Consider the following 26,336-nt stretch of genomic DNA (forward strand, 5'->3'; position numbering starts at 1 on the left):
CGGACCGGGAAGGCAGCACCAGGAGGGGAGAGGAGGGGCCGCGGGGCCGGGGAGCCCCGCGGCCCCTCCTCATGCCGTCAGCTGAGGTTGGGCCCGCGTGCTCCGGTACGCCCGGCCGTCGTGCCCTCTCCCTCCACCTTGTCCTTCCCGCAGAACTCGGCCTCGATCACCGCCGCCGTGTCCCCCGACCAGTCGCCGTTGAAGTTGAAGGCGAGGGCGTGGCGGCCGTCGCGGGTCGCGACCCCCTCGGATATCGAGCCATGGATGCCGCCGCCATGACCCCAGACCGTGACGCCGCAGGTCAGCTTGGTCTTCATCAGGCCGAGGCCGTAGCTGTTGGCCTCGTCGAGGGGGATCGTCGTGGTCATCTCGGCCAGTTGCTCGCGCGGCAGGAGCTTGCCGCGCAGGAGGGCCGAGTAGAAGCGGTTGAGGTCGGCCGAGTTGGAGATCATCTCGCCGGCCGCGTAGGCCAGCGACGGGTTGATCTTCGTGACGTCGTACGTCGGGCCCGTCGCCGTCTCCGCCAGCTTGGAGTAGGCGCGGCTGCTGGGCCCGGGGACGCTCGCACGGGTGCCGGGGACGGACGTGGCGGTCAGGTGCAGGGGCTTGATGATGCGGTCGCGGACCTCGGCACCGTACGGGCGGCCCGTGGCCTTCTCGATCACCAGTCCGGCGAGCACGAAGTTGGTGTTGGAGTAGTTCCACGACGTCCCCGGCTCGAAGTCCGGCTTGTGGGTCATGGCGAGCGCGACCAGTTCCGCGGGTTTCTTGGTGTCGTAGCGGTGCTCGAAGAAGCCGTCCTTGAGGAAGTACGTACGGCCGAAGTCCTCGTCCGCCGTGTAGTTGTAGATGCCGCTGGTGTGGTTGAGGAGCTGGCGGAGGGTGACCCGGCTGCCGTCATGGCCGTTGCCCCGCACCAGGCCCGGCAGCCACTCCTCCACGGTGTCGTCCAGCGACAGCGTTCCCTCCGCCTCCAGCTGGAGCAGCACGGTGGCGACGAAGGTCTTGGTGATGCTGCCCACCCGGTAGCGGTCGTCCGCCGAACGCGGCTTGCCCGTCTTGAGGTTGCCGACGCCCGCCGTGGCCGACCAGGTGCCGCGGCCGTCCTTCGCGGTCGCCGTCACTCCGGGCACACCGGCGTCGACGGCGGCCTGCACGGCCTTGCGGGTCGTGCCGTGCCCCTCTCCGGCGGGCGCGGCCGCCACCGCGGGGACCGCGAGGGCCGCGGACAGTGTCACCGCCGTCGCCGCCACGAGGGCCATGCGGGTCGTACGTACGCTCATGTCTCTCCCCCATCTGTCCGCTCACTGCGAGCGTGGTCGAGGGGAGAGACCGGGCGGGTGCTGCGAAGGTTGAGGAGCGGGGCGGCAGTTGAGCGCGTTTCGGCCGTTGTGCGGCTCAGGCCTGCTTCGGAACCGGGTCAGGCCTTCTTCAGGACCAGTTCCGTGTTGCGGTCGCGCCGCGCACCCGCCAGCGTCGAGCGGGCGCCGGGGGCGTTGAGGGACAGCTCGCGGTAGAGGGCGGCCAGGCCCGTCTGGGAGAGGTCCGTGAAGTCGGTGGCGTGCGGGGCCGAGGACTCGATCAGGGTGGTGAACAGCGAGATCGTGCCGTCCTTGTTGTCCACCACCTCGATGATCCGGGCGAGTTGGGGGAAGTCGACGTGGGAGGCGGTGGAGATCTCCCAGAAGGAGCGGCCGCCGGAGGCCGAGTGCGGGGTGATGACGTTCTTGTGGATGTGGCCGTTCACCCAGGCCAGGACGTTGCGGTGGCCGCCCAGCAGCTGGACCAGCTCGGCGCCGCTCACGCGCCGCTCGTTCGGGCGGGCCGGATCGCGGCGGAGGTTGCCCATCGTCTTGCTGGTGTGATGGCTGAAGATGATCGCGTACGAGTCCTTGTTCTCCCGCAGCGTCCGGTCCAGCCAGTTGAACTGGGCCGCCCCGATGGACCCTTCGTAGTGGCCGCCCGGGTCGGTGGTGTCGAGGCTGATGCCGATGACGTCGTCGGCGATGCGGAAGCTGTAGTACTGGGTGCCCGCGTCCAGGTTGGCCGTGGAGTAGCCGTGGCCGACGGGGCCGAGGCCGCGGAAGGCCGGGTCCAGGTGGGCCCGCACGTAGTCCTTCGGCGTGAACGGCGCCCGCTTCTCGTCCGGCGTGACCGAGCGCATCGAGCGGGCGTGGGCCTTGAGGAAGTCCTTGAAGACCGTGCCCCGCGGGTCCTTGTCCTGCTTGAGGGAGTCCTGGAGCTTCTTGGCGTCCGCGGCCGACACGTTCATCAGCTTCTTGCCGCCGACGGCCAGGTCGGTCAGGTAGGAGTCGCTGTGCGAGGCGTACGTGCCGAGCGGCATCGCGTCGTGGTTGCCGACCGTCGAGTACCAGGGGATGTTCAGGCCGGGGCTGCGCGTCTCGCGGATCGCGGCGGCGAGGAAGCCCTCGATGTGCGGGAAGCCGACCTGCTTGTCGGCGTCGCGGACGCTGTCGTCGGCCTGCCAGTACAGCTTCAGGCCGCTGTTCTGGACGCCCTCGTACTGCCGCGGGTCACCGGTGTTCGGGGTGACGCGGCCGCCGCTCATCACCGTGAGGAACCACTCCAGCTCGGACGTGCAGTTGTTGTCCGTGTTGTCGCCGGTGGTCATCGCGAAGTGGAGCGGGGCGCCGGTGACGGGGGCGCCCCGCAGGGCGTTGAGCCGCTCGACCAGCGCCACCGCGCCGGGCACGGTCAGCGCCTCCTGCGGGCGCCAGGCGTGCACGTCCGTCGAGCGCAGGTACTCCAGCCGCAGCGGGTGCTGGGCGTCGATCAGGTGCAGGTCGGTGAGCTGCACGAAGGCGGCGAGCGCCGTACGCCGCTTCGCGCGGTCCGCCTTGGGGGCGGCCAGGTCGTCACGGACGACGCGGCGCCAGCCGGGGCCGTCACCGAGCCGGCGGTAGCCGGAGGTGCCGCGCGGGGTGGCGACGCCTGCCAGGGTGGTACCTCGCGTGTACGGCGCGAGCGCGACCGGCAGCTTGCGGGAGGCGCCGACCGGGGCCTCGGCCGCGGCGTTGCCCGCACCGGCGCCCTGCGCGCCCGCCGGGCTCGCGGTGGTGGCGGCCTGGCTGTCGGTGGGCCGCAGGGTGTAGCCGACCCCCGCGGAGAGGGTCACCGCACCGGTGGCGGCGAGCAGAGTACGGCGGTGGACCCCAGCGGAGCTGGCGACAGAGCGTATGCGCGACATGGCGCGATCTCCCCGAGTGCGAACGCGTCGGCAGTGGTCGCGGGGCGCTCGCCGAAGCGAACATCCCGCTCACTGTGGATCGTTGGCACCGGGAATGACCTGCGCATGAACAGGGCGGCAACGCGCAGCGCCGATCACCGTACGTGGATCTTGGGGCACCCTCCGCGTTCACGGCCGCTCCTCGAACGGCCGGGACGCGGTCACTCCGTGTTCATCTTGCGGGGTAGTGAAGCTATTTGCCCGCGACCTGGATGCGCCCCGCCGCCGGCCGCTCGCGCCACAGTGCCAGCCCCTTGTCGACCATGGAGATGCGGGTCAGGCCCGGCACGTCGTCCAGGGGATGCCAGGCCGCCATGTCGGTCGAGCCGTTGGCCTCGTAGCGGAGGTCGCCGCCGGTGATGCGGGCCTCGTAGACGAGGCGGACGCCGTGGTGGTCGACGCTGCGGCCGAAGCGGGCCGGGAAGGCGCGGTGGGAGGAGTCGAGGCCGAGCAGGCCGGTCGGTTCGACGAGGTAGCCGGTCTCCTCCTCCACCTCCCGCACGACCGTGTCGTAGGGATCCTCGCCGTGTTCCATGCCGCCGCCGGGCAGCACCCATTCGAAGCCGCCGCCGGGGGCCGGGGACCGGGCGAGGAGGAGTTGTCCGTCACGCACGCAAATGGCGTAGGCCGCCACCCTCAACTTCTTCGGCACGTAGGGACATTAGAGGGCCGGGCCCGGATCGGCAGGCGATTATTCGGCTTGCGGGCGACTTGCCCCCCTTAGGCCCCTCTCGCCGCGAATGAACAGCGGGTTTCCCCCATACCTCCATTTCGATTGGGTCAACTCTTCCCAAACATCCTTCCCTTGCGTAAGGCTGTGCGGTCGTCCGGGTTCACATACCGGACGACCCATGCTCCTTACCTGCAAGGGATGCTGATGACCCTCACCCCCCAGCGCGAACCGAAGCCGGGCGCGAGACGCGCGGCCCGCATAGCCGTGGCCGCGGGTCTCGTCGCCGCGCTGTCCGCAGCAGGGCCGATACCCATGGCCGTCGCCGCGGACCCCGCGCCCGCCGCGGACCCGAGCGTCAAGTCCGCGCACGACAAGCTCGGTTCGGACGACGCCGACCTGCTCGCCGAGGCGAAGGCCGACGGCGACAAGAACGTCACGATGATGATCGCGACCGCACCCGGCCAGACCGAGAAGGTCGCCGCGCAGCTGGACGCGGTCGGCTCTGTGGGCCGTACCTACGACAAGCTCGGCTACGTCCGGGCCACCGTCCCCACCGGCAAGGCCGACTCGGCCATCGCTGCGGCGACGAAGCTCTCCTCGGTGCACGGCATCGACCTGCGCGAGGAGATACCCCTGGACGACCCCGCCGTCGACACGAAGAAGTCGACGGCCGCCAGTACCTCCTACGCCGCTCCCTCCAAGAGCACCCCGGCCGAGAACCCGTACAACCCGTCCTTCGAGACGGGCTCCGTCGACTTCGTGAAGAAGAACCCGAAGGCGGACGGCCGCGGCATCACCATCGGCATCCTCGACAGCGGTGTGGACCTCGCCCACCCGGCGCTGCAGAAGACCACCACCGGCGAGCGCAAGATCGTCGACTGGGTCACCGCCACCGACCCGCTCGTCGACAACGACCGCACCTGGCGCCCGATGGTGACCTCCGTCTCCGGTCCCACGTTCAGCTACAGCGGCAAGACCTGGACCGCGCCGGCCGGTTCCTACCAGGTCAGTACCTTCCTGGAGTCGTACACCACCGGCGGCGACGCGGCGGGCGACGCCAACCGTGACGGGGACAAGACCGACTCGTGGGGCGTGCTCTACGACGCCGCGAACGGCACGGTCCGGGTCGACCTCAACAACAACAACGATTTCGGTGACGACACCCCGATGAAGCCGTACAAGGACGGCTTCCAGATCGGGTACTTCGGCACCGACAACCCGGCCACCGACGTCGCCGAGCGGCAGCCGTTCGTCGTGCAGATCCGCAAGGACGTGCCGATGGACCCGCTGGGCGGGGACTGGGTCGGCCAGAAGCGCGACTTCGTCAACATCGGCGTCATCGAGTCCGAGCACGGCACCCACGTCGCCGGCATCACCGCCGCGAACGGCCTGTTCGGCGGGAAGATGAACGGCCAGGCCCCCGGCGCCAAGCTCGTCGCGTCCCGTGCCTGCACCTGGACCGGCGGCTGCACCAACGTCGCACTCACCGAGGGCATGATCGACCTCGTCGTCAACCGTGGCGTCGACATCGTCAACATGTCCATCGGCGGTCTGCCGGCGCTGAACGACGGCAACAACGCCCGCGCCGAGCTGTACACGCGCCTGATCGACACCTACGGCGTCCAGCTCGTGATCTCGGCCGGCAACTCCGGCCCCGGCGCGAACACCATCGGTGACCCGGCCCTGGCCGCCAAGGTCATCTCGGTCGGTGCGACCGTCTCCAAGGAGACCTGGGCCGCCAACTACGGCTCGGTCGTGGAGAAGGAGTACGCGATGATGCCCTTCTCCTCGCGCGGCCCGCGTGAGGACGGCGGCTTCACCCCGACGCTGTCGGCTCCGGGTGCCGCGATCAACACCATCCAGACGTGGCTGCCGGGCGCCCCGGTCGCCGAGGCGGGCTACACCCTCCCGGCCGGCTACGGCATGCTCCAGGGCACCTCGATGGCGTCCCCGCAGGCCGCGGGCGCGTCCGCGCTGCTGCTGAGCGCCGCCAAGCAGAAGGGCATCGATCTGACGCCCGCGAAGCTTCGCACCGCGCTCACCTCGACCGCCGACCACATCAAGGGTGTGCAGGCGTACGAGGAGGGGGCCGGCCTCATCAACGTCCCGGACGCCTGGGACTCCATCCGTGACGGCGCGACCGCCCACGAGTACACGGTGAAGGCACCGGTCGACACCGCGATCGACCAGTTCCTGAAGACCCCGGGCTTCGGCACGGGCGTCTACGACCGCGAGGGCGGCCTCAAGGCCGGGCAGAAGAAGACGTACGACGTCACGATCACCCGTACGTCCGGCGCGGACAAGGCGATCCGGCACGAGCTCCACTTCGAGAACAACGCCGGAGGCACCTTCAGGATCGTCGGCTCCGACGAGATCAGCCTCGGCCTGAACAAGCCGGTCACCGTCAAGGTCGCCGCGAAGCCCTCCTCGGCGGGCATCAAGAGCGCGATCCTGGAGGTCGACGACCCGCGCACCGAGGGCATCGACAAGCAGGTCCTCAACACGGTCGTGGTCTCGGAACCGCTGAAGTACACGTACTCCGCGTCCGGTACGACCCAGCGCAACAGCAGCAAGTCGTACTTCGTGACCGTCCCCGAGGGCGCGAAGTCGCTGGAGGTCGCGATCGGCGGGCTGAAGGACAAGAGCCAGACCCGGTTCATCGCCATCCACCCGTACGGCGTCCCGTCGGACACCACCGGCACCCCGTACTGCTACAACAACTACCTCGACGGCAACGGCTGCAAGCCGGACGTGCGTTCGTACGCCGACCCGCAGCCCGGCGTCTGGGAGATCGAGGTCGAGTCGCGCCGTACGTCGCCGCTGCTCGACAACCCGTTCAAGCTGGACGTCACCGTCCTCGGCGCGGCCTTCGACCCGGAGACCGTGACCGTCCCCGAGGCCAAGGTCGGCACCCCGGCCGCCGCCTCCTGGAAGGTGACCAACAACTACGCCGCGATCGACGGCAAGCTGGCCGGCGGCCCGCTCGGCTCGTCGAAGGCGGCCCGTCCGACCATCGCCGAGGGCGCCACGCAGACCACCACGGTCGAGGTGCCCGAGGGCGCGACCTCGCTCGACGTCTCCATCGGCAACGTCTCCGACGCGGCCGCGGACCTCGACCTGGTCGTCTACGACGCGGCGGGCACCGAGGTCGGCAGCTCCGCCGACGGTGACTCGGAGGAGGCCGTCTCGGTCGCGAAGCCGGCCGCCGGGAAGTACAGCATCGAGGTCATCGGCTACTCGGTGCCGGCGGGCTCGACGGCGTACGACTACCTGGACGTGTTCTTCTCCGCCGCGCTCGGCACCGTCACGGTGGACGACTCGCCGGTGAAGCTCGGCACGGGTGACTCGGCCACGGTCACCGGCAGCGTCACCGCGCTGGCGCCCGCGCCCGAGGGCCGTGAGTTCTTCGGCCAGGTCCAGCTGCTCAACGCCCGTGGCACGGTCGCGGGCCTGGGCAACGTGAAGATCGAGAAGGTCACGCCGTAGTTGGCGTAGTACGGCTGGGCCGTACGGCGGTGAGGGCGGGCGTCCGGTTGCGGGCGCCCGCCCTTCGTCGTCAGCAGGTGAGTCCCCGCGACTCCGCCAGCGAGCCGGTGATCCAGGCCCGCTCGGGGGCGATGTTCCTCTCGCCGACGGCCCAGAAGTCGGGCCGGTCGGCGTCCTGCGGGATGCCGATGAGCACCTGGTCGCCCACGCGCAGGCCCGGGACGAGGTTCTCGTCGACCACGAAGGCCAGCTCCTGCTCGCCCTTGTCCGGCTTGTAGTAGCGGGTCATGTGCAGGGTGACGCGGATCGACCCCGTACCGGCGAGCTGTTCGACGGCGGTGGCCCTCCCCTCGGCCACCAGGCGGGAACAGGCGAGGTAGCGGGGGCTGCCGAAGGCGGTGCCGGCGGCCGGGGAGGCCATGTCCTTCTCGGAGCTGCCGGAGTCCGCTCCCGCGGTCATGCCGTCGCCGCCCCCGGCCTGCGTCAGCAGCCAGCCCATGCCGACCAGCACGGACGCGGCGGCCGCCACGGCGAGGCTGCCGAGGGCGAGGGTGAACACGCGGCGCCGGCTGCGGGAGGGCTGTCGTACGGGGGCGGGTTCCGGGGCCGGTTCGGGCGCAGGTGACGCGGGCATCGGCTCGGTGAGCGCGTGCCCGATGATCCCCAGTTGCTCGCGCAGCAGCGCCACATCGGCCGCCGCGGACCGGTGCTCCGCCATGAAGGCGGCGTTTGCGCGGGCCTCGTCGGTGAGCGGCTCGCCGGTGATCGCGGCCATCAGCGCGTCGACGCCGCCGCGGCCGTGGTCGTAGCCGTCGCGGCCGGTACGGCCTTCGTTCTCGGCGGTCACGTCACACCACCTCGTCCTCGTGCAGGCGGGCGCGCAGAGCCCGTACAGCCGTGTGCAGCCTGCTCTTGACCGTGCCCTCCGGGATGCCGAGCTCCTCGGCGATGTCGCGGACCGGAAGGTCGCCGTAGAACCGCAGGACCAGGACCTGGCGCTGGTTGTCGGGCAGTTCGTCCAGGCCCCGGGCGACGGCGAGGGAGAGCAGGCTGGTGTCCTCGCCGGAGGGGTGTTCGAGCTGGCGCAGGGAGGCGAGCCGCTCCCCGAGCCGCTCCTGGCGCTTCTTGGCCCGGTGCCAGTCCATGGCGAGGTTGGAGGCGACGACCGCCGCCCACGCCGACACGTCCCGCGGCGCCTCGCGGCCACTGGCGGCCCGCTCCAGCAGCCGCAGACGGACCTGCTGCACCCCGTCCGGCAGGTCCGTCTGCGGCACTCCGCCCAGGGCGAGCACAGCCCGCACCCGGCGCTCCTGGGCCGCGTCCAGCGGATCGTCCGGTACGCCCCGGACGGCACCGCCCCCCTGGTCGCGGCGGGCCCTTCTGCGCAGCACAGCCACCCCTCCCCTCCCCGTGTGGTGACTGTGACGCCGTGATGCGCCAAAACGTTCGGCCGGATGCCCGGCAATTTTTCGGCGCGGGACGGAGTTGTACGTCACACCGCCGCGTAGCCCGGTCGCCGGTGGGCAGGCGAGCTTGCGGCGCAGGGCCGCCGTAGGACGAATTTCTCCAGCTCAGCATGGGTGTGAGCCGTAGAACCGGTGCCGCACCCGGCGCCCGTCGCGTCCCATTGGCCGGTCATCCATGCCAAACAATTGGACAGGCGGACCGAGGCTGACCGCATGATGGAAACGCCTCGGCCATGCAGCAGTCACAGACAAGCCACGTAGAAGGAGTCGCCGTGAGGGTCGGAATCGTCGGAGCCACCGGTCAGGTCGGCACGGTCATGCGCAGCATCCTCAAGGAGCGCGACTTCCCGGTCACCGAGCTGCGCCTGTTCGCCTCGGCCCGCTCGGCCGGCTCTGAGCTCGACGGCGTGACCGTGGAAGACGCGGCGACGGCCGACTACACCGGCCTGGACATCGTCCTGTTCTCGGCGGGCGGCTCGACCTCCAAGGCCCTCGCCCCGAAGGTCGCCTCGCAGGGCGCCGTCGTGATCGACAACTCCTCGGCCTGGCGCCGCGACCCCGAGGTCCCGCTGGTCGTCTCCGAGGTGAACCCGCACGCGATCACCGACCGCCCCAAGGGCATCATCGCCAACCCGAACTGCACGACGATGGCCGCGATGCCGGTGCTGAAGCCGCTGCACGCCGAGGCCGGCCTGGAGGCGCTGGTCGTCGCCACCTACCAGGCGGTGTCGGGCTCCGGTCTGGCCGGCGTCGACGAGCTGTTCGAGCAGGTCAAGAAGGTCGGCGACGACGCGCCCAAGCTGACCCACGACGGCTCCGCGGCGGAGTTCCCCGAGCCGCACAAGTACGTCGCCCCGATCGCGTACAACGTCCTGCCGATGGCCGGCTCGATCGTCGACGACGGTCTGAACGAGACCGACGAGGAGCAGAAGCTCCGTCACGAGTCCCGCAAGATCCTCGAGGTCCCGGAGCTGAAGGTCTCCGGCACCTGCGTGCGCGTCCCGGTCTTCTCCGGCCACTCCCTCCAGGTCAACGCCCGCTTCGCCCGCCCGATCAGCGTGGAGCGCGCCAAGGAGCTGCTGGCCGGCGCCCCCGGCGTGGCCCTCTCCGACGTCCCGACCCCGCTGCAGGCGGCCGGCCAGGACCCGTCGTACGTCGGCCGCATCCGTGCCGACGAGACGGTCGAGCACGGCCTCGCCCTCTTCCTCTCCAACGACAACCTCCGCAAGGGCGCCGCGCTGAACGCGGTGCAGATCGCGGAGCTGGTGGCGGCGGAGCTGAAGGGCTGACGCCCCGGCCTACGTCGAGAGGGGCGCCCACCGGTCGACGGTGGGCGCCCCTCTCGTTGTGCCGCTTCCGGGAGCTAGCCCCTGCGCACCTCGTAGAGGAAGCACCCGTACTCCACGGCCCGCACATGGACGAACGCCACACCCGGGTCGGCGAACGCCTCCGCGAACGCCATCTCGAAGTCCCCCGGCTCCACCAGCCGTCCCCCGAGGATCCGCCCGTCCCCCGAGTAGCGGCGGACGGTCCGGTGGGCGTTGGCGAAGGGCAGCGCGTCCCCGTCCGGGCCCCCGCACTCCTCGGCGTGGATGAACACCGGCCCCTGCTCGTCGTACGCCCCGGGATCGACCCCGTTCGCGGCCGACCGGCGCCGCTGCGGGGCGTACGAGACGAGGGCGATGCGCTCGCCGGGGGCGCTGCGGCGCAGGCAGCAGCGCAGGGGCGCCCCGCCCTCCTCATCGGTCACGGGAACCGTCCGGCGTCCCGCGTCGTCAGCAGAGCGAAGCTCCTTCAGGGCCGTCGGATCGATGGGGCGTGCGAGATGGGTCGTCATGCCTCCAGCGTCACGCGCGTACGTCCCGCCCACCGGCGGTAAACGGACATCGCGCTCCGTGCAGGTCCCATGGAAGGATGACCGAACCCACACATATCGAGGAGATGACCGCGTGCCTGGCACAAACCTGACTCGCGAAGAGGCGCAGCAGCGGGCGAAGCTGCTGACCGTTGACTCGTACGAGATCGATCTCGACCTCTCCGGTGCGCAGGAGGGCGGTACCTACAGGTCCGTGACCACGGTGCGCTTCGATGTCGCGGAGAACGGCGCCGACTCCTTCATCGACCTCGTGGCCCCGGCCGTCCACGAGGTGACCCTCAACGGCGACGCGCTCGACGCGGACGCGCTCTTCGAGGACTCCCGCATCGCGCTGCCCGGCCTGCTGGAGGGCCGCAACGTCCTGCGGGTCGTCGCCGACTGCGCGTACACCAACACCGGCGAGGGCCTGCACCGGTTCGTCGACCCGGTCGACCAGCAGGCGTACCTGTACACCCAGTTCGAGGTCCCGGACGCCCGCCGCGTCTTCGCGTCCTTCGAGCAGCCCGACCTGAAGGCCACCTTCCAGTTCACCGTGAAGGCCCCCGAGGGCTGGACGGTGATCTCCAACTCGCCCACCCCGGAACCCCAGGACAACGTCTGGTCCTTCGAGCCGACGCCGCGTATCTCGACGTACATCACGGCGCTCATCGTCGGCCCGTACCACTCCGTGCACAGCGTCTACGAGAAGGACGGCCAGTCCGTCCCGCTCGGCATCTACTGCCGGCCCTCGCTCGCCGAGTTCCTCGACTCGGACGCGATCTTCGAAGTGACCCGGCAGGGCTTCGACTGGTTCCAGGAGAAGTTCGACTACGCGTACCCGTTCAAGAAGTACGACCAGCTCTTCGTGCCGGAGTTCAACGCGGGCGCGATGGAGAACGCGGGCGCGGTGACCATCCGCGACCAGTACGTCTTCCGGTCCAAGGTGACGGGCGCGGCGTACGAGGGGCGTGCGGAGACCATCCTGCACGAGCTCGCCCACATGTGGTTCGGCGACCTGGTCACCATGGAGTGGTGGAACGACCTGTGGCTGAACGAGTCGTTCGCCACCTACACCTCCATCGCCTGCCAGGCGCACCACCCCGAGTCGCGCTGGCCGCAGGCGTGGACGACGTTCGCGAACCAGATGAAGACGTGGGCGTACCGGCAGGACCAGCTGCCGTCGACGCACCCGATCATGGCGGAGATCCGCGACCTGGACGACGTGCTGGTCAACTTCGACGGCATCACCTACGCCAAGGGCGCCTCCGTCCTCAAGCAGCTCGTCGCGTACGTCGGCCAGGACGAGTTCTTCCGCGGCGTCCAGGCGTACTTCAAGCGGCACGCGTTCGGCAACACGCGCCTGTCCGACCTGCTGGGCGCCCTGGAGGAGACCTCCGGCCGCGACCTGAAGACCTGGTCGAAGCAGTGGCTGCAGACGGCGGGCATCAACATCCTGCGTCCCGAGATCGAGACGGACGCCGACGGTGTGATCACGTCCTTCGCCATCCGCCAGGAGGCCCCGGCGCTGCCGGCCGGCGCCAAGGGCGAGCCGACCCTGCGCCCGCACCGGATCGCGGTGGGCCTGTACAACCTGGACGCCGGCTCCGGCAAGCTGGTGCGCGACGAGCGCCTCGAGCTGGACGTGGACGGCGAACTCACCGCCGTACCGCAGCTGTCGGGCAAGCGCCGCCCGGACGTCGTCCTCCTCAACGACGACGACCTGTCGTACGCGAAGGTCCGCCTGGACGAGGAGTCCCTCGCGTTCGTGACGGACCACCTCGGCGACTTCGACGCCTCCCTCCCCCGGGCCCTGTGCTGGGCGTCCTCCTGGGACATGACGCGCGACGCCGAGCTCGCCACCCGCGACTACCTCTCGCTGGTCCTGTCGGGCATCGGCAAGGAGTCCGACATCGGTGTCGTGCAGTCGCTGCAGCGCCAGGTGAAGCTGGCGATCGAGCTGTACGCCGCCCCGGGCACCCGTGAGGCCCTGCTGACCCGCTGGACGGACGCCACGCTGGCCCATCTGCGCGCCGCCGAGGCGGGCAGCGACCACCAGCTGGCGTGGGCACGGGCGTTCGCGGCGACGGCCCGTACGCCGGAGCAGCTCGACCTGCTGGAGGGCCTGCTGGTCGGCTCCCAGACGATCGAGGGGCTGGCCGTCGACACGGAGCTGCGCTGGGCGTTCGTCCAGCGCCTGGCGGCCGTGGGACGCTTCGACGAGGCGGAGATCGCGGGCGAGTACGAGCGGGACAAGACGGCCGCCGGCGAGCGCCACGCCGCCACGGCCCGCGCCGCCCGGCCGACCGCGGAGGCCAAGGCCGAGGCCTGGTCGTCGGTCATCGACTCCGACAAGCTGCCGAACGCCCTGCAGGAAGCGGTCATCGTCGGCTTCGTCCAGACCGACCAGCGCGAATTGCTGGCCCCCTACGCGGACACGTTCTTCGAGGTGGTCAAGGACATCTGGGACGCCCGTTCCCACGAGATGGCCCAGCAGATCGCCATCGGCCTCTACCCGACGATCCAGGTCTCCGAGGACACCCTCCGCAAGACGGACGCCTGGCTGACCTCGGCCGAGCCGAACGCGGCCCTGCGACGCCTGATCTCCGAGTCCCGGTCGGGTGTTGAGCGTGCCCTGAAGGCGCAGGCTGCGGACGCGGCTGAGCAGTAACCGACGTCGTACGTACGTCCTGGGGGGCGCCCGGTACACCACCGGGCGCCCCTGGTCGTCCCGCCCTCAGCCGAGCCCCGCGGCAAAGGTCGTCCGACACCTCCACTCACCCCACGTGCTCGGCGACCGCCGCCTCGGCCGCCCGGGCGTCGGTGGCGTCCGCCGCCCACGCCACGTATCCGTCGGGCCGCACGAGCATGGCCGTACGGCGGCCGCTCGCCCAACGCTCCACGCCGAGCCGGTCCTTACGGCCGCTCTGCACCTCGGACGCCTCCCCGGCCCGCGGGAGGATCAGCACGAACCGCCCACCCCGCAGGGCCTCGTACAGGCGGCCACCCCCCAGAGCCACGTCCGGGACGCGGGTGCCGACCAGACGGTGGGAGCCGCTTGGGGCGCCGTACTTGTACCCGATGCCCGAGATCTGGGCCAGGGCCTTCGCCTGGGCAGGCCGGGCGGCGTTGACGAAGGCGGAGAACAGGGCCCGGACGGCGCGCAGTACTGGGCTCTGCGCCCGAGCCAGCCGGACCAGCCCGCCGCTGCTGCGCAGCACCGCCTTGCCGACGGGGTGACGTTCGGCCTGGTAGGTGTCCAGCAGGCTCACGGGCCGGCGGCCGTTGAGGACCGCGGCGAGCTTCCACCCGAGATTGGCCGCGTCCTGGAGGCCGGTGTTCATGCCCTGACCGCCGGCCGGCGAGTGGACGTGCGCGGCGTCACCGGCGAGGAAGACCCGCCCGACCCGGTACTGCGGCACCTGCCGCTCGTCGCTGTGGAAGCGGGAGAGCCAGCGCGCGTCGTGCATGCCGTAGTCGGTGCCGAGGGCACGGCGGGTGACCTCCTTGACCTCGGCGAGGTCGAGCGGGGCGTCGTCGGGGACCTCGTGGCGGCGGTTCCAGCCCATGACGCGGTACCAGCCGTCGCCGAAGGACGCGATCATCGCGAAGGAGTCCCCCGCGCCGTTGACGGTGAGCACGCTCGCGGGCTGCTCGGCGAGCCGGACATCCGCCAGGAACAGGGACTTGATGACGGAGACGCCGGGGAAGGGCAGGCCGACCGCCTGACGTACGGCGCTGCGGTGGCCGTCCGCGCCGACGACATAGGCCGCGCGGTGCGTGACGGCCACCCCGTCCGGACCGCGCACGTCGAGGTCGACCCCGTCGTCGTCCTGCCGCAGCCCCACGACCTCGCTCTCGAAGAGGAACTCGACCCCGAGCTCGCGCGCCCGCCGCTCGAGCAATCGCTCCACCTCGTACTGCGGGGTGATGAGCAGGAACGGGAAGCGCGACGGCAGCGTGCCCAGGTCGAGGGATAGGCGACGGAAGAGTCGCAGCTCGGTGATGGTGCTGCCGGTGGCGATCAGCTCGTCGGCGAGGCCGCGGGCGTCCAGCTGCTCCAGGGTGCGGGCGTGCACACCGAAGGCGCGGGAGAGGTTGCTGATCCCGTGCGGGCGCCGCTCGACGACGGTGACGCGGACACCGGCGGCGGCGAGGTCGCCCGCGAGGAGGAGACCGGTGGGGCCGGAGCCGATGACGAGGATGGGGTGGGTGGAGCCGGTGCCGGTGCCGTTCTTGGCGGTCATGGGGGCCTCCCGATGCCAACACTTGTTGGCCAACATGTGTTGGTCAACGCTTGTTGGCAACCGTAGAGCTACCCCTCCAACCCTGTCAACACTTGTTGGCCCACACACGTTGGCATACGATTGTTGGCATGACGCAGAGCAGCCCCGGAGGCCCGACCCCCACCCCTCGCCGCTCCGACGCCACGCGCACGGCGATCCTCGACGCGGCCCGCGAGCGCTTCGCGGCAGACGGCTATGAGCGCGCCACCATCCGCGCGATCGCCAAGCACGCGAACATCGACCCGTCGATGGTGATGCGCTACTACGGCAACAAGGAGGGGCTCTTCGCGGCGGCCGTCGCCATCGATCTGAAGCTGCCGGAACCCGCGTCGCTGTCCCGCGACGACGTCGGCCAGGCCCTCGTGACCCACTTCCTGGCCATGTGGGAGGAGAACGAGGTGCTCACGGCCCTGCTCCGGGTCGGCGCGACCAACGAGGCCGGGGCAGAGCGCATGCAGGGCATCTTCGCGGACCAGCTGCTGCCGGTCGCCCGCCGGGTGTGCCCCGATCCCGAGCAGGCCCCGGCGCGGGCAGCGCTGGCGTCGTCACAGTTGCTCGGGCTGGCACTCACGCGCTACGTCCTGCGGTTCCCGCCCGCCGTGGCGCTGGCCCCAGAGGAGATCGCGGCCTGGCTCGCGCCCACCGTGCAGCGGTATCTCACCGCGCCGTACCCGGCGTGAGGGTCACCCGCCACGCGCCGCCCGGAGATCGCCCGCAGAACACACCGAGGGCGCCGGCCTCGTCCACGTACGGCGGATGCGCGTACGTACGACGGGGTCGGCGCCCTCGACGGAAGCGGGGTCGGTCGAGACCGCGCGGATCAGGCCTTCGCCTTGGCCTTCGCCTTCGGCTGGCGGTCCGTGGAGCGGTCCAGGACCATCACGAGGCCCGCGATGACCGCGAACAGCACGATCGGGGCAAGGACGAACTGGCCCAGCGTCTCCATCACGCTCAGGCCCTGACCGGGGTCGTCGCCGTCGTCACGCGTGAGCGCGAGCGCGGGGGACGACATGAGCAGCATCATCAGCGTCGTACCGGCAGCCAGGGCGCCGGCGCGCAGGGCGTTCTTCTTGTCCACGGGGCCAAAAGTACCGAACGCCGCCGGGGGCCGCGCGCCCGGGGGGTGCCGTAAGGAGCACCCGGCCCCGCGGACGCCGGACGCCGCAGGGCCGACCGCGCCGGTCAGCCGTGTCGGCGTGCGTCTCCCCGCAGCACCTCCAGCAACGCCCGCATCCTCGGCGACGCCGCCAGTTCCTCCAGCGTCATCGCCTTTCCCTGCGCGTCCGCGATCGGCAGCCGCCAGTTCGGGTACTGGTCCCATGTGCCCGGCAGGTTCTGCGGGCGGCGGTCGCCCACGCCGTCGGGGAGCCAGATGCCGACCATGCGGGCCGGGGTGCGCAGCAGGAAGCGGTGGACGGCCTGGATCTCGGCCTCCTCCTCCGAGGCGCAGTGCCCGCCGTGCGTGCCGCGCATCAGCCCGAGCCGGGACAGCAGCTCCAGCCACTCGCCGGTGTCGGCCGCGGCCTCCGCGCGCTCCTGCTCCAGGGGGCGGGTCAACAGGCCGAGGCTGTCACGGAGTTCGACGTGTTCGCCGGTGAGGCGGGCCGCGGTGGACGGCAGGTCGTGCGTGGTGGCGGTGGCGAGGCAGTCGGCGCGCCAGGACTCCGGCGGCAGGGGGCGGCCGTCGCCGTCCCAGTCCCGCTCGAACCACAGCACCGAGGTGCCGAGCACGCCCCGCGAACGCAGCGCCTCCCGCACGCCTGGCTCGACCGTGCCGAGGTCCTCCCCGATCACCACCGCTCCGGCCCGGGAGGCCTCCAGCACCAGGATCGCGAGCATGGCCTCGGCGTCGTAACGGACGTACGCCCCCTCCGTCGGCGCATGCCCCTGCGGCACCCACCAGAGCCGGAACAGCCCCATGACGTGGTCGATCCGCAGCGCGCCCGCGTAGCGGAAGAGCGCCCGCAGCAGGCGGCGGTACGGCTCGTACCCCGACTCGGCCAGCCGGTCCGGCCGCCAGGGCGGCAGCCCCCAGTCCTGGCCGCGGGCGTTGAAGGCGTCCGGCGGGGCACCCACCGACATCCCGGCCGCGAAGTACTCCTGCTGCGCCCAGGCGTCCGCGCCCTCGGGATGCACCCCGACCGCGAGGTCGTGCACGATCCCGACCGGCATGCCGGCCTCCCGCGCGATCCGCTGGGCGGCGGTCAGCTGCGTGTCGGTGAGCCAGGCGAGCCGGCAGTGGAAGTCGACCCGGTCCATCAACTCGCCCCGCGCGCGGGCGGTTTCGGGCGAGCGCGGATCTTGCAGGCCCGCCGGCCACCGCCGCCAGTCCGAGCCGTGCACTTCGGCCAGTGCGCACCACGTGGCGTGGTCCTCCAGCGCCTGCCCTTCCTGCGCGAGGAAGTCGACGTAGGCGGCCAGCCGCCCGGGCCCGAGCGGCACCTCGCGCACCAGCTCCAACGCCTCCCGCTTCGCCTCCCACACGGCGTCCCGGTCGATCAACTCCGCCTTCTCCAGCACCGCTTCCCGCAGCCGCCCGGCCCGCTCCAGCAGAGCCCGCACGCGCTCGCGGTCCTCGACATGGGCGAACTCGGGCACGTCCTCGACCCGCAGATGCACCGGGTCGGGGAAGCGGCGGGAGGACGGGCGGTAGGGCGAAGGGTCGGTCGGGGCTCCGGGTACGGCCGCGTGCAACGGGTTGACCTGCACGAATCCGGCGCCGAGCGCCCGGCCGGCCCAGGCGGCGAGCTCGCCGAGGTCGCCGAGGTCGCCCATGCCCCAGGAGTGGCGGGACAGGAGGGAGTAGAGCTGGACGAGAAGGCCGTACGAGCGGGCGGTGGGCGTGGGCAGCCGGGGCGGGGCGACGACCAAGTGACTCGTCGCCGTACGGCCATCGGGGGTGGTGACGGTCAACCGGTGGACGCCGGGCGGGAGTTGGTCGGCAGGCGGGAGTCGGTCGACGGCGGCGCGGGGGTCGCCCTGTTCGGTCTCGATGTGCAGTCGGGTACCGGACGGCAGCGCGCCCGGCGCCAGGGGCTCGGCGCCGGGCCGGCACACCACCGTCGGCGGCAGCAGCCGCTCGCGCAGCTCACGCTCGCGCGCGGCCAGCTCGGCACCGACGGCCGCGGGCGTGCTCGCGTCGACGTCGAGGGCAGCCAGGGCGAGGGTGAGTGCGGTGGCGGAGGCCGAGACCGTGCGGTCGGCGGACGGCTGGTAGGAGGTGGCGACGCCGTGCAGCTCGGCGAGCCGCGACAGGTCGTCGGAAGGGAGGTCCTCAGGGCCCTCGGCTGGGGCTTCGGCCGACCGCTGTCCTGTCATCTACGGCCTCGTGGAGTCCATGTCCATGTCCATACCGATGTCCATACCCATGTCCCAGGTCGCCGCCTCACTCGTCAGCGGTGCGGCGTCCGCGAGCGGCGGTTCGCTGGTGAGGGGCTCGGCGTCGGGCAGGGGTGGTTCGCTGGTGAGCGGGGTCTCGGTGCAGGCGCCCTCGGAGCTGAAGACACAGGCGTACATCTCGGGTTCGGTGAAGACGCCTTCGTACATCTCGGTCTCGCTGGGCGCCTCGGGTTTGGAAAGGGCCGATGCAGTGGCCACGGGGGCCTCCTCTTCGAGTACGGCGTGCGGGTTACCGCCGTCCCTACCCAGCGGGCGCAGTGACAGACGTACAGAGACGAACAACGTGCCTCTCCTCACATTCTGTTCCGCACATCCTGTTCCGCTCCCGCGGTTTTCCGGGCTTTCTTGCTGATCACTATTCACTCAGTACATGTACTCAGTACATAATGATCCGCATGAGCACCCGCCACATCCTGCTGGGGCTGCTCGCCACGGGGCCGAGCCATGGCTACGACCTCAAGCGACGCCACGACGAACGCTTCCCACAGGCCCGCCCGCTGGCCTACGGGCAGGTCTACACGACCTTGCAGCGGCTGGTCCGCGACGGACTCGCCGAGGTCGACGGCACCGACTCGGACGGCGGCCCGGAGCGCACCATGTACCGCGCGACGGACGACGGCGCGCACGAACTGGCCCAGTGGGCCGGGGAGATCGCGCCGCCCGCGCCGTTCGTGACGAACGAGATCTTCGCCAAGGTCGTCGTGTCGATCCTGTGCGGCGGCGATCCCGAGGCCTATCTGCGCGCCCAGCGTGCCGCCCACATGGAGCGGATGCGGCAGCTCACGGCGGTCAAGACCGCGCCGGGCACCGATCTCGCGACCGTGCTCTCGGCGGACTACGCCCTCAACCACCTCGACGCCGACCTCCGTTGGATGACGACCACGGCGGCCCGGCTCACCACCCTGACCGCGGAGGTCGACGCAGTATGAGCAACCCAGGGGGAAACCCGGTGCCGCTTCTGGCGGCCCGTGACCTCGTCAAGGCGCACGGCAGGACCGAGGCCCTGCGCGGCGCCTCCGTCGAGCTGCGGGCCGGCGAGATCCTCGCCGTCACCGGCGCCAGCGGCAGCGGAAAATCGACGCTGCTGCACTGCCTGTCCGGCATCGTCCGCCCGGACACCGGCTCGGTGACGTACGACGGGGAGCGGCTGGACCGGTTGCCCGAGGAGCGGCTGAGCGAGCTGAGGCGTACGGAGTTCGGCGTGGTCTTCCAGTTCGGGCAGCTGATCCCCGAGCTGACGGCCCTGGACAATGTCGCGCTGCCGCTGCTGCTCGCGGGTGCCAGTCGGCAGGAGGCGCGGGCGCGGGCCGGTGAATGGCTGGAGCGGTTCGGGGTGCGCGGGCAGGAGGAGCTGCGGCCCGGCGAGATGAGCGGCGGCCAGGCCCAGCGGGCGGCCCTCGCGCGGGCCCTGGTCACCGGCCCGAGAGTCGTCTTCGCGGACGAGCCGACCGGGGCGCTGGACTCGCTCGCGGGCGAGCAGGTGATGACGGCCCTGACGCACACGGCCCGCGAGTCGGGCACGGCGGTGCTGCTGATCACGCACGACGCCCAGGTGGCGGCGTACGCGGACCGCGAGGTACGGCTGGCCGACGGCACCGTGACGCCGCTGGAGGTGGCGGCATGAGCAAGCGCCTGGGCGCCGACCTCCGGCTGGCCTGGCTGCTCACCCGGGGGTCCGACCGGCGGGAGTGGTGGCGGGTCGTGCTGACCGCGGTGGGGGCGGGCGGCGCGACCGGGATCGGGCTGGCGGTCGCCACGCTCGCCGCACTGGACGGGCAGTACTCGGTGCCCTTCGGCGCCGGGCTCCTCAACCAGCCCAGCGACCGCCAGGGCGTGATCGTCGCGCTGCTGATGCTGCTGGTGCCGGTGCTCGGGTTCCTCGGGCAGTGCGCCCGCGTGGGTGCGGTGCACCGCGACCGACGCCTGGCCGCACTGCGGCTCGCGGGGGCCGCGCCCGCCCAGGTACGGCGGATCGCGGCGCTGGAGGCGGGGCTGGCCTGCTTGGTCGGCTCGGCCGTGGCCACCGTCTTCTGCGTCCTGCTCCTGCTGCGCCTGTGGCAGGCCCCCGAGCCCTTGGCGTGGCTCGGCATCGCCCTGGTCGCCGTGACCGTCCCGCTGCTGGGCGCTGCCGTGAGCGCGCTGTCGCTGCGGCGTGTGGTGGCCTCGCCGCTGGGCTGGGTGCGGCGGGTACGGCCGGCGCGGGGGCCGGGGCGGACGTTCCTCGTGCTGACGGCGCTGCTGGCGGCGACGGCCCTGCTCACGGGCCTGGCCACGGTCTACGGCAACTCCCTCGACCACGCCCTCGTCCCGCTGACGGTGTTCGCCGCGAGCCTGCTGACCGGCGTCTCGGCCGTGTGGCTGGCGGGCTGGTCGTCCCGGCGGCTGGGCGCCGCGCTCGCCGCCCGCGCCCAGCGCCCGGCGCTGCTGATCGCGGCGGAGCGGCTGCGCGACGACCCGTGGGCGGCGTCCCGTACCCATGCGGCGGTGCTGCTGGTGACGGTCGTCGGCACGGCCTTCGCCGGCATCCGCGAGGTGCTGTTGCACCTGGTGAACAGCGGCGACGACCTCGCCGGGAACACCTCGTACTACACCACCGGCCTCGACCTCTCCGGCGCCGCGATCCTCGTCGCGCTGGTGCTGACCCTGTCGGGCCTGGCCGTGGGCACCGCCGAGTCGCTGGCCACCCGGCGCCGGGGACTGGCCGCGCAGGCGGCGGCAGGCGTGCCGCGGAGCGTGCTCGGCCGGGCGCTGCTCCTGGAGACCGCGCTGCCGCTGGCACCGGCGGTGCTGCTGGCGGGCGCAGGCGGCACGGCGATCCATCTGGGCTGGGCCGGGATGCTCGACGAGGCCGCCGGGGGCGTACCCCTCGTGCCCGTCCTGGTGCCTGTCGCCGTCTACGCCGCCTGCCTGCTGGCCGCGGCCACGTCCCTGCCGTTGCTGCGGCGCGCGGTGCGGCCGGGGGAGCTGCGGTACGTGTGAGAACGGCCGCGGCCGCGTGAACGGACGGCCCCGGGGGCACGGGGGACCCTCGGGGCCGGACGCCGCACACCAGGTATGCGAAGGCCCGGGTCGTCAGGCGGAAATGCCGTCGATCCGGGCCATGGCGTCCTCGGCGCCGTACGGTTGCAAGTACGGCAGCCAGCGCGGGTCCCTATGCCCGGTGCCGATGATGCGCCAGGCGAGACCGGTGGGTGGAGCGGGTTTGTGGCGCAGCCGCCAGCCGATTTCGAACAGATGTCGGTCGGCCTTCACGTGGTTGCAGCGGCGGCAGGACGCCACCACGTTGTCCCAGACGTGCTTGCCCCCGCGGCTGCGCGGAATGACATGGTCGACGCTGGTTGCGACGCCACCGCAGTACATGCACCGGCCCCCGTCGCGCGCGAAGAGCGCCCTGCGGGTAAGAGGAACGGGCCCCCGATAGGGAACCCGGACGAATCGCTTGAGCCGGACCACGCTGGGTGCGGGGACTGTGACGGTTGCGCTGTGCATGAAGGCGCCGGACTCCTCGAGGCATACGGCCTTGTTCTCGAGGACGAGGACGAGCGCGCGGCGGAGCGGTACGACGCCGAGCGGCTCGTACGACGCGTTGAGGACCAGGACATGCGGCACGGATGCCTCCTTGGGCGTCGGCGGCGCGTGGCTCGCGCCGGGACGATCTGTAGTCAGTCTCCCCTCTCGCCTGGTGAAAGCGCCACCATGTCCCGGTAACGGGCTGAGAGTGTTTTCGACCACATCTGATTCATCCCCTGGGCGATGAACGGTTCATCCCACCAGTTCATCCCCACGTGGGCACGATTCCTCCCTCGAACATGGCGACGATCCACACACGATGCCCCGTTAGTGTGGTGGGTCTGCCCCGCCGGTGACCCTTTCGTGACCTTGACCATCTACCGACGGGGCGGGCCGCTGCACTGGAGGTACCTGCCGTGTCCCTGTCCGCCGTCCTACTGGCCGCCGGCCCTACTCCGTCGCCGACCCCCTCGGAGACGACCACCCCGGCGGTTCCCACGATCAAGGACGCTCACGAGAGTGCGTCCCAGGCCGCGACCTGGGTCGAGCAGAACTGGTCGACCTGGCTCGCGATAGGCCTGAGGGTCCTGCTGATCCTGGCCATCGCGGCGGTACTGAGAGTGGTGATCCGGCGGGCGATCACCAAACTCATCGACCGGATGAACCGCACCGCCCAGGCAGTGGACGGCACGGCCCTCGGCGGGCTGCTCGTCAATGTCGAGCGCCGCCGTCAGCGCTCACAGGCGATCGGCTCGGTGCTGCGTTCGGTGGCCAGCTTCGTGATCATGGGCACGGCCGCCCTGATGGTCCTGTCCGCCTTCGAGATCAACCTCGCCCCGCTGCTGGCCTCCGCCGGTGTCGCGGGCGTCGCGATCGGTTTCGGCGCCCGCAACCTGGTCACCGACTTCCTCTCCGGCGTCTTCATGATCCTTGAGGACCAGTACGGCGTCGGCGACACGATCGACGCGGGCGTCGCCGCCGGCGAGGTCATCGAGGTCGGCCTGCGCGTGACCAAGCTGCGCGGCGACAACGGCGAGATCTGGTACGTCCGCAACGGCGAGGTCAAGCGCATCGGCAACCTGTCCCAGGGCTGGTCGACGGCCGGCGTGGACGTCACCGTCCGCTCCTCCGAGGACCTGGACAAGGTCAGGGCCACCATCGACGAGGTCGCCGAGCGGATGAGCAAGGAGGAGCCCTGGAACGAGCTCCTCTGGGGCCCGATCGAGGTCCTCGGCCTGGACAGCGTGCTGCTGGACTCGATGGTCGTACGGGTCTCCGCGAAGACGATGCCGGGCAAGGCCCTGACCGTCGAACGCGAACTGCGCTGGCGCATCAAGCGCGCCTTCGACGCCGCCGACATCCCGATCGTCGGCCGGGCTCCCCTGGCCCTGGAGGAGGAGGCCGCGGCCGACCCGACGGCGGGCATGGCGGCCCCCTCGGCCTACGCCAGCACCACCTCCCCGCAGTCCGTGGCGGCCACTCCGCTGACGCCGCCGAGCGTGACGAAGTAGGGCCGAGATCGCGGGAACGGCTCAGCACACTCGTTCGAGTGAACGGTCGGGGCATTCCTGGCGCGGGGAGCGCACGGGGTGCCCCATCGTTCAGCCGGGGCACCCGGCGCGGGCTTAGCCTGGCATCAGCATGACGAGGAGAACCAGGGATGAGTGCCGAACCCCCCTTCCTCCAGGACTGAACGGCCCCGAACAGACCGCCACCGGCCTGCAGTAGGGTCCGGACGGTGACGAGCGGGCGGGGGCTGGGGCGGGCGTTCGGGTGGCTGTGGGCGGCGTACGCGGTCAGCGCCCTCGGGACGCGGTTGGCCTTCGACGCCTTCGCCCTGATCGCGGTCGTCGTGCTGCACGCCGGGGCGACCGAGGTCGCGCTGCTGGCGGCTTCGGGCCTCGCGGTGGGGGCCGTGGTCGCGGTGCCGCTCGGGGCGTGGGTGGAGTTCCGCCGGAAGCGGCCGGTGATGATCGCGGCGGACCTGATCCGGTGCGCGGCGCTGCTGAGCATCCCGGCCGCGTTCGCGCTGGACGGACTCGCCCTCGGCCAGTTGCTGGTGGTGTCCGTGGTGGTCGCCACGGCGGACATCACGTTCGGCGCGGCGAGCGGCGCGTACCTGAAGTCCCTGGTGCCGCCGGAGGACCTGCTCGCGGCGAACGGTCGCTTCGAGGCCACGACCTGGACGACCACCGCACTCGGCCCACCCCTCGGCGGGTTCGCGGTCGGCGTGTTCGGCCCGATGACGACGGTACTGGTGGACGCGGTCAGTTATCTGCTGTCGGCGCTGGGGATCCGGGCGATCGGCGGTAGGGAAGGGCAACAGAGCGACAGGCAGCAGGCGGGACGGCACCAGCCGCCCCCGGGCACCCCCTCAGGCCTGCGGATGAGCGACCTCCCGGCCGGCTGGCGGCACATCCTCGGCCACCCCACCCTGCGCCCGCTGTTCCTCAACACGGTCCTGGTCAACGCCCTGATCATGGCGCCAGCCCCGCTGCTCGCCGTCCTGATGCTCGGCCAACTCGGCTTTCCCCCTTGGCAGTACGGCCTCGCCTTCGCCGTGCCGTGTCTGGGCGGCCTGCTGGGCTCACGCCTGTCCCGGCGCCTGGTCGCCCGGCACGGCCGGCGCCGGGTCCTGCTGACCGCGGGAACCCTGCGCGCGCTCTGGCCCGTCGGCCTGGCCTTCATCGGCCCGGGCACGCCGGGCCTCCTCCTCGTCATGGCCGTCGAGTTCGGCCTGATCACCTGCATCGGCGTCTTCAACCCGGTGCTCGCCACCGCCCGCCTCGACCAGACCCCGCCGGACCGCACCACCCGCACCCTGACGGCCTGGTCGATCACCGGCAAGACGGCGACCGCGGCGGCGACGGCGCTGTGGGGCCTGCTGGCCGCGCTGACCGGCACGCGCGCGGCGATCGCCCTCGCCGGGGTGCTGCTGCTGGCGACCCCGCTCCTGCTCCCGCGGCACGAGCTCGCGGCCGACCGCAGCGTCCTCAAGTAACGACTCTGTTGCCTGCCGGACCACCTCTCTTGACGCCGCCTTCCTGCCGGGCTTACTTTCCTCGGCAGCAGATAGGAAACTTTCCTAACAGTGATCCTGGATGGACTTCCCTCGTAGATCGCTGAGAAGCTGGTCAGCCGAAAGGCAGGTGTCGATCCCATGGCAGGAACCGCCGGTACGCCGGGCACCCCGCGCGTCCTGCGCGCCATGAACGACCGTGCCGCCCTGGACCTCCTCCTGGAGCACGGGCCGCTGTCCCGCACGCGGATCGGCAAGCTCACCGGCCTGTCCAAGCCGACCGCCTCCCAGCTGCTGGCCCGCCTGGAGGCCGCCGGCCTCGTCCTGGCGACCGGCACCACGGAGGGCCGACCCGGCCCGGGCGCCCAGCTGTACGAGGTCAACCCGGCCGCCGCGTACGCCGCGGGGCTCGATGTCACCCCCGAACGCATCCTCGCCGCCGTCGCCGACGTCACGGGCCGCACGGTCGGGTCGTACGAACTGCCCACCCCCGGCAGGCGCCCGGCCCAGCCCGTCGTCCGGCAGGTCACCGACGCCCTGGACGGCGCCGTGAAGGCGGCGGGCCTCGCACGCGACGACGTCCACCGGCTCGTCATCGGCACCCCCGGCGCCTTCGACCCCAACACGGGCCGGCTGCGCTACGCCTCCCACCTCCCCGGCTGGCACACCCCCGCGCTCCTGGACGAACTCGCCGCGGCCCTGCCGATGCCGGTCGAGTACGAGAACGACGTCAACCTCGCGGCGGTGGCCGAGCAGCGGCTCGGCGCGGCCCGCGGCCACGAGGACTTCGTGCTGCTGTGGAACGAGGGGGGCCTCGGCGCCGCCCTGATCCTCGGCGGCAGGCTGCACCGCGGCTGGACCGGCGGCGCGGGCGAGGTGGGTTTCCTGCCGGTTCCCGGCACACCCCTGGTCCGGCAGGTCGCCAAAGCCAACAGTGGCGGCTACCAGGAGCTGGCCGGTTCGCAGGCGATCCCCCGGCTCGCCCGCGAACTCGGCATCGGCAACATCCCGTCGACGCCGTACGCCGAGGCCGCCGCCACCCTCGTAGAACGGGCCGCCACCGAGGACAGCGACCTGCACCGGCTGCTCCTGCAGACCTACGCGACCCGGCTGGCCACCGGTCTCGCCTCCCTGGTCTCCGTCCTCGACCCCGAACTCATCGTCCTCAGCGGCGCCTCCCTCACCTCCGGCGGTGAGGTGCTGCGCGCCCTCGTCCAGTCCGAGCTGGAGGAACTGGCCGCGGCCCGCCCCAAGCTGGTCGTCGGCGACGTACGTGAACACCCGGTGCTGCGGGGTGCGTTGGAGAGCGCGCTCGCGACCACACGCGACGAGGTCTTCGACACCACCCGCTGACGGCCCCGCTCCCCGGCTCACGCCCCCTCCGCCTCCCCTGACTCA

21 protein-coding genes are annotated in these 26,336 nt (G+C 71.7%); 10 read left to right on the forward strand and 11 right to left on the reverse strand.

Annotated elements, in window-relative coordinates; genetic code table 11:
- Positions 1–77 precede the first annotated feature (77 nt).
- The 3 genes from AB5J55_RS14455 to AB5J55_RS14465 form a co-directional block, all read right to left on the reverse strand.
- Positions 78–1,283, reverse strand: coding sequence for a serine hydrolase domain-containing protein (locus AB5J55_RS14455; protein WP_369271074.1), 1,206 nt, complete (start codon positions 1,281–1,283; stop codon positions 78–80).
- Positions 1,284–1,420: 137 nt separating this feature from the next.
- Positions 1,421–3,208, reverse strand: coding sequence for a TIGR03767 family metallophosphoesterase (locus tag AB5J55_RS14460; RefSeq protein WP_369271075.1), 1,788 nt, complete (start codon positions 3,206–3,208; stop codon positions 1,421–1,423).
- Positions 3,209–3,440: 232 nt separating this feature from the next.
- Positions 3,441–3,899: an NUDIX hydrolase gene (locus tag AB5J55_RS14465; RefSeq protein WP_369271076.1), complete on the reverse strand. Its 459-nt coding sequence runs from the start codon at positions 3,897–3,899 to the stop codon at positions 3,441–3,443.
- Between the two features lie 225 nt (positions 3,900–4,124).
- Here AB5J55_RS14465 and AB5J55_RS14470 point away from each other — a divergent pair, with 225 nt between their 5' ends.
- Complete coding sequence (locus AB5J55_RS14470) at positions 4,125–7,406, forward strand: S8 family serine peptidase (protein ID WP_369271077.1); 3,282 nt, start codon at positions 4,125–4,127, stop codon at positions 7,404–7,406.
- A gap of 70 nt (positions 7,407–7,476) precedes the next feature.
- On the opposite strand, the gene AB5J55_RS14475 is transcribed toward AB5J55_RS14470, so the two are convergent.
- On the reverse strand, positions 7,477–8,253 hold the full coding sequence (locus AB5J55_RS14475) for a hypothetical protein (RefSeq protein WP_369271078.1): 777 nt from the start codon (positions 8,251–8,253) through the stop codon (positions 7,477–7,479).
- Position 8,254: 1 nt separating this feature from the next.
- On the reverse strand, positions 8,255–8,803 hold the full coding sequence (locus AB5J55_RS14480) for an RNA polymerase sigma factor (RefSeq protein ID WP_369271079.1): 549 nt from the start codon (positions 8,801–8,803) through the stop codon (positions 8,255–8,257).
- Between the two features lie 341 nt (positions 8,804–9,144).
- Between AB5J55_RS14480 and AB5J55_RS14485 the strand changes: the two genes are divergently transcribed.
- Positions 9,145–10,161 (forward strand): aspartate-semialdehyde dehydrogenase, encoded by a 1,017-nt coding sequence (locus tag AB5J55_RS14485; RefSeq protein WP_369271080.1) that lies wholly within the window; start codon positions 9,145–9,147, stop codon positions 10,159–10,161.
- Between the two features lie 74 nt (positions 10,162–10,235).
- On the opposite strand, the gene AB5J55_RS14490 is transcribed toward AB5J55_RS14485, so the two are convergent.
- The gene (locus tag AB5J55_RS14490; protein ID WP_369271081.1) at positions 10,236–10,709 is read right to left on the reverse strand and encodes a DUF1203 domain-containing protein; all 474 of its coding nucleotides are present in this window, start codon (positions 10,707–10,709) and stop codon (positions 10,236–10,238) included.
- A gap of 112 nt (positions 10,710–10,821) precedes the next feature.
- On the opposite strand from AB5J55_RS14490, the gene pepN reads away from it, so the two are divergent.
- The gene (pepN, locus tag AB5J55_RS14495) at positions 10,822–13,395 is read left to right on the forward strand and encodes an aminopeptidase N (protein WP_369271082.1); all 2,574 of its coding nucleotides are present in this window, start codon (positions 10,822–10,824) and stop codon (positions 13,393–13,395) included.
- Between the two features lie 106 nt (positions 13,396–13,501).
- On the opposite strand, the gene AB5J55_RS14500 is transcribed toward pepN, so the two are convergent.
- Positions 13,502–14,971 carry an FAD-dependent monooxygenase gene (locus tag AB5J55_RS14500; protein WP_369271083.1) on the reverse strand — a complete coding sequence of 490 codons (1,470 nt, stop codon included), beginning with the start codon at positions 14,969–14,971 and terminating at the stop codon, positions 13,502–13,504.
- A gap of 128 nt (positions 14,972–15,099) precedes the next feature.
- Between AB5J55_RS14500 and AB5J55_RS14505 the strand changes: the two genes are divergently transcribed.
- On the forward strand, positions 15,100–15,690 hold the full coding sequence (locus AB5J55_RS14505; RefSeq protein ID WP_369271084.1) for a TetR family transcriptional regulator: 591 nt from the start codon (positions 15,100–15,102) through the stop codon (positions 15,688–15,690).
- A 140-nt stretch (positions 15,691–15,830) separates the two neighbouring features.
- On the opposite strand, the gene AB5J55_RS14510 is transcribed toward AB5J55_RS14505, so the two are convergent.
- The 3 genes from AB5J55_RS14510 to AB5J55_RS14520 form a co-directional block, all read right to left on the reverse strand.
- A complete protein-coding gene (locus AB5J55_RS14510; protein ID WP_031476771.1) occupies positions 15,831–16,088 on the reverse strand; it encodes a hypothetical protein in 258 nt (85 codons plus the stop codon).
- 104 nt (positions 16,089–16,192) lie between these two features.
- The gene (gene malQ, locus AB5J55_RS14515) at positions 16,193–18,328 is read right to left on the reverse strand and encodes a 4-alpha-glucanotransferase (protein WP_369271085.1); all 2,136 of its coding nucleotides are present in this window, start codon (positions 18,326–18,328) and stop codon (positions 16,193–16,195) included.
- Entirely contained in the window at positions 18,329–18,556 is a 228-nt protein-coding gene (locus AB5J55_RS14520; protein ID WP_369276182.1) for a hypothetical protein, read from the reverse strand.
- A gap of 248 nt (positions 18,557–18,804) precedes the next feature.
- On the opposite strand from AB5J55_RS14520, the gene AB5J55_RS14525 reads away from it, so the two are divergent.
- The 3 genes from AB5J55_RS14525 to AB5J55_RS14535 are packed head-to-tail and all read left to right on the forward strand — an operon-like array spanning position 18,805 to position 21,388.
- The gene (locus AB5J55_RS14525; RefSeq protein WP_369271086.1) at positions 18,805–19,338 is read left to right on the forward strand and encodes a PadR family transcriptional regulator; all 534 of its coding nucleotides are present in this window, start codon (positions 18,805–18,807) and stop codon (positions 19,336–19,338) included.
- Positions 19,335–20,033, forward strand: coding sequence for an ABC transporter ATP-binding protein (locus tag AB5J55_RS14530; RefSeq protein WP_369271087.1), 699 nt, complete (start codon positions 19,335–19,337; stop codon positions 20,031–20,033). Before AB5J55_RS14525 ends, AB5J55_RS14530 begins: the two co-directional genes overlap by 4 nt.
- Complete coding sequence (locus tag AB5J55_RS14535) at positions 20,030–21,388, forward strand: FtsX-like permease family protein (RefSeq protein WP_369271088.1); 1,359 nt, start codon at positions 20,030–20,032, stop codon at positions 21,386–21,388. Before AB5J55_RS14530 ends, AB5J55_RS14535 begins: the two co-directional genes overlap by 4 nt.
- Positions 21,389–21,481: 93 nt before the next feature.
- On the opposite strand, the gene AB5J55_RS14540 is transcribed toward AB5J55_RS14535, so the two are convergent.
- Positions 21,482–22,018, reverse strand: coding sequence for an HNH endonuclease (locus AB5J55_RS14540; RefSeq protein ID WP_031476758.1), 537 nt, complete (start codon positions 22,016–22,018; stop codon positions 21,482–21,484).
- Between the two features lie 317 nt (positions 22,019–22,335).
- Here AB5J55_RS14540 and AB5J55_RS14545 point away from each other — a divergent pair, with 317 nt between their 5' ends.
- The 3 genes from AB5J55_RS14545 (at position 22,336) to AB5J55_RS14555 (ending at position 26,291) form a co-directional block, all read left to right on the forward strand.
- On the forward strand, positions 22,336–23,430 hold the full coding sequence (locus AB5J55_RS14545; protein WP_369271089.1) for a mechanosensitive ion channel family protein: 1,095 nt from the start codon (positions 22,336–22,338) through the stop codon (positions 23,428–23,430).
- A gap of 227 nt (positions 23,431–23,657) precedes the next feature.
- Positions 23,658–24,920 carry an MFS transporter gene (locus AB5J55_RS14550; protein WP_369271090.1) on the forward strand — a complete coding sequence of 421 codons (1,263 nt, stop codon included), beginning with the start codon at positions 23,658–23,660 and terminating at the stop codon, positions 24,918–24,920.
- A gap of 159 nt (positions 24,921–25,079) precedes the next feature.
- Positions 25,080–26,291, forward strand: coding sequence for an ROK family protein (locus tag AB5J55_RS14555; protein ID WP_369271091.1), 1,212 nt, complete (start codon positions 25,080–25,082; stop codon positions 26,289–26,291).
- Positions 26,292–26,336: the final 45 nt, after the last annotated feature.

It is taken from the genome of Streptomyces sp. R11 (assembly GCF_041051905.1).
Lineage (GTDB): Bacteria > Actinomycetota > Actinomycetes > Streptomycetales > Streptomycetaceae > Streptomyces.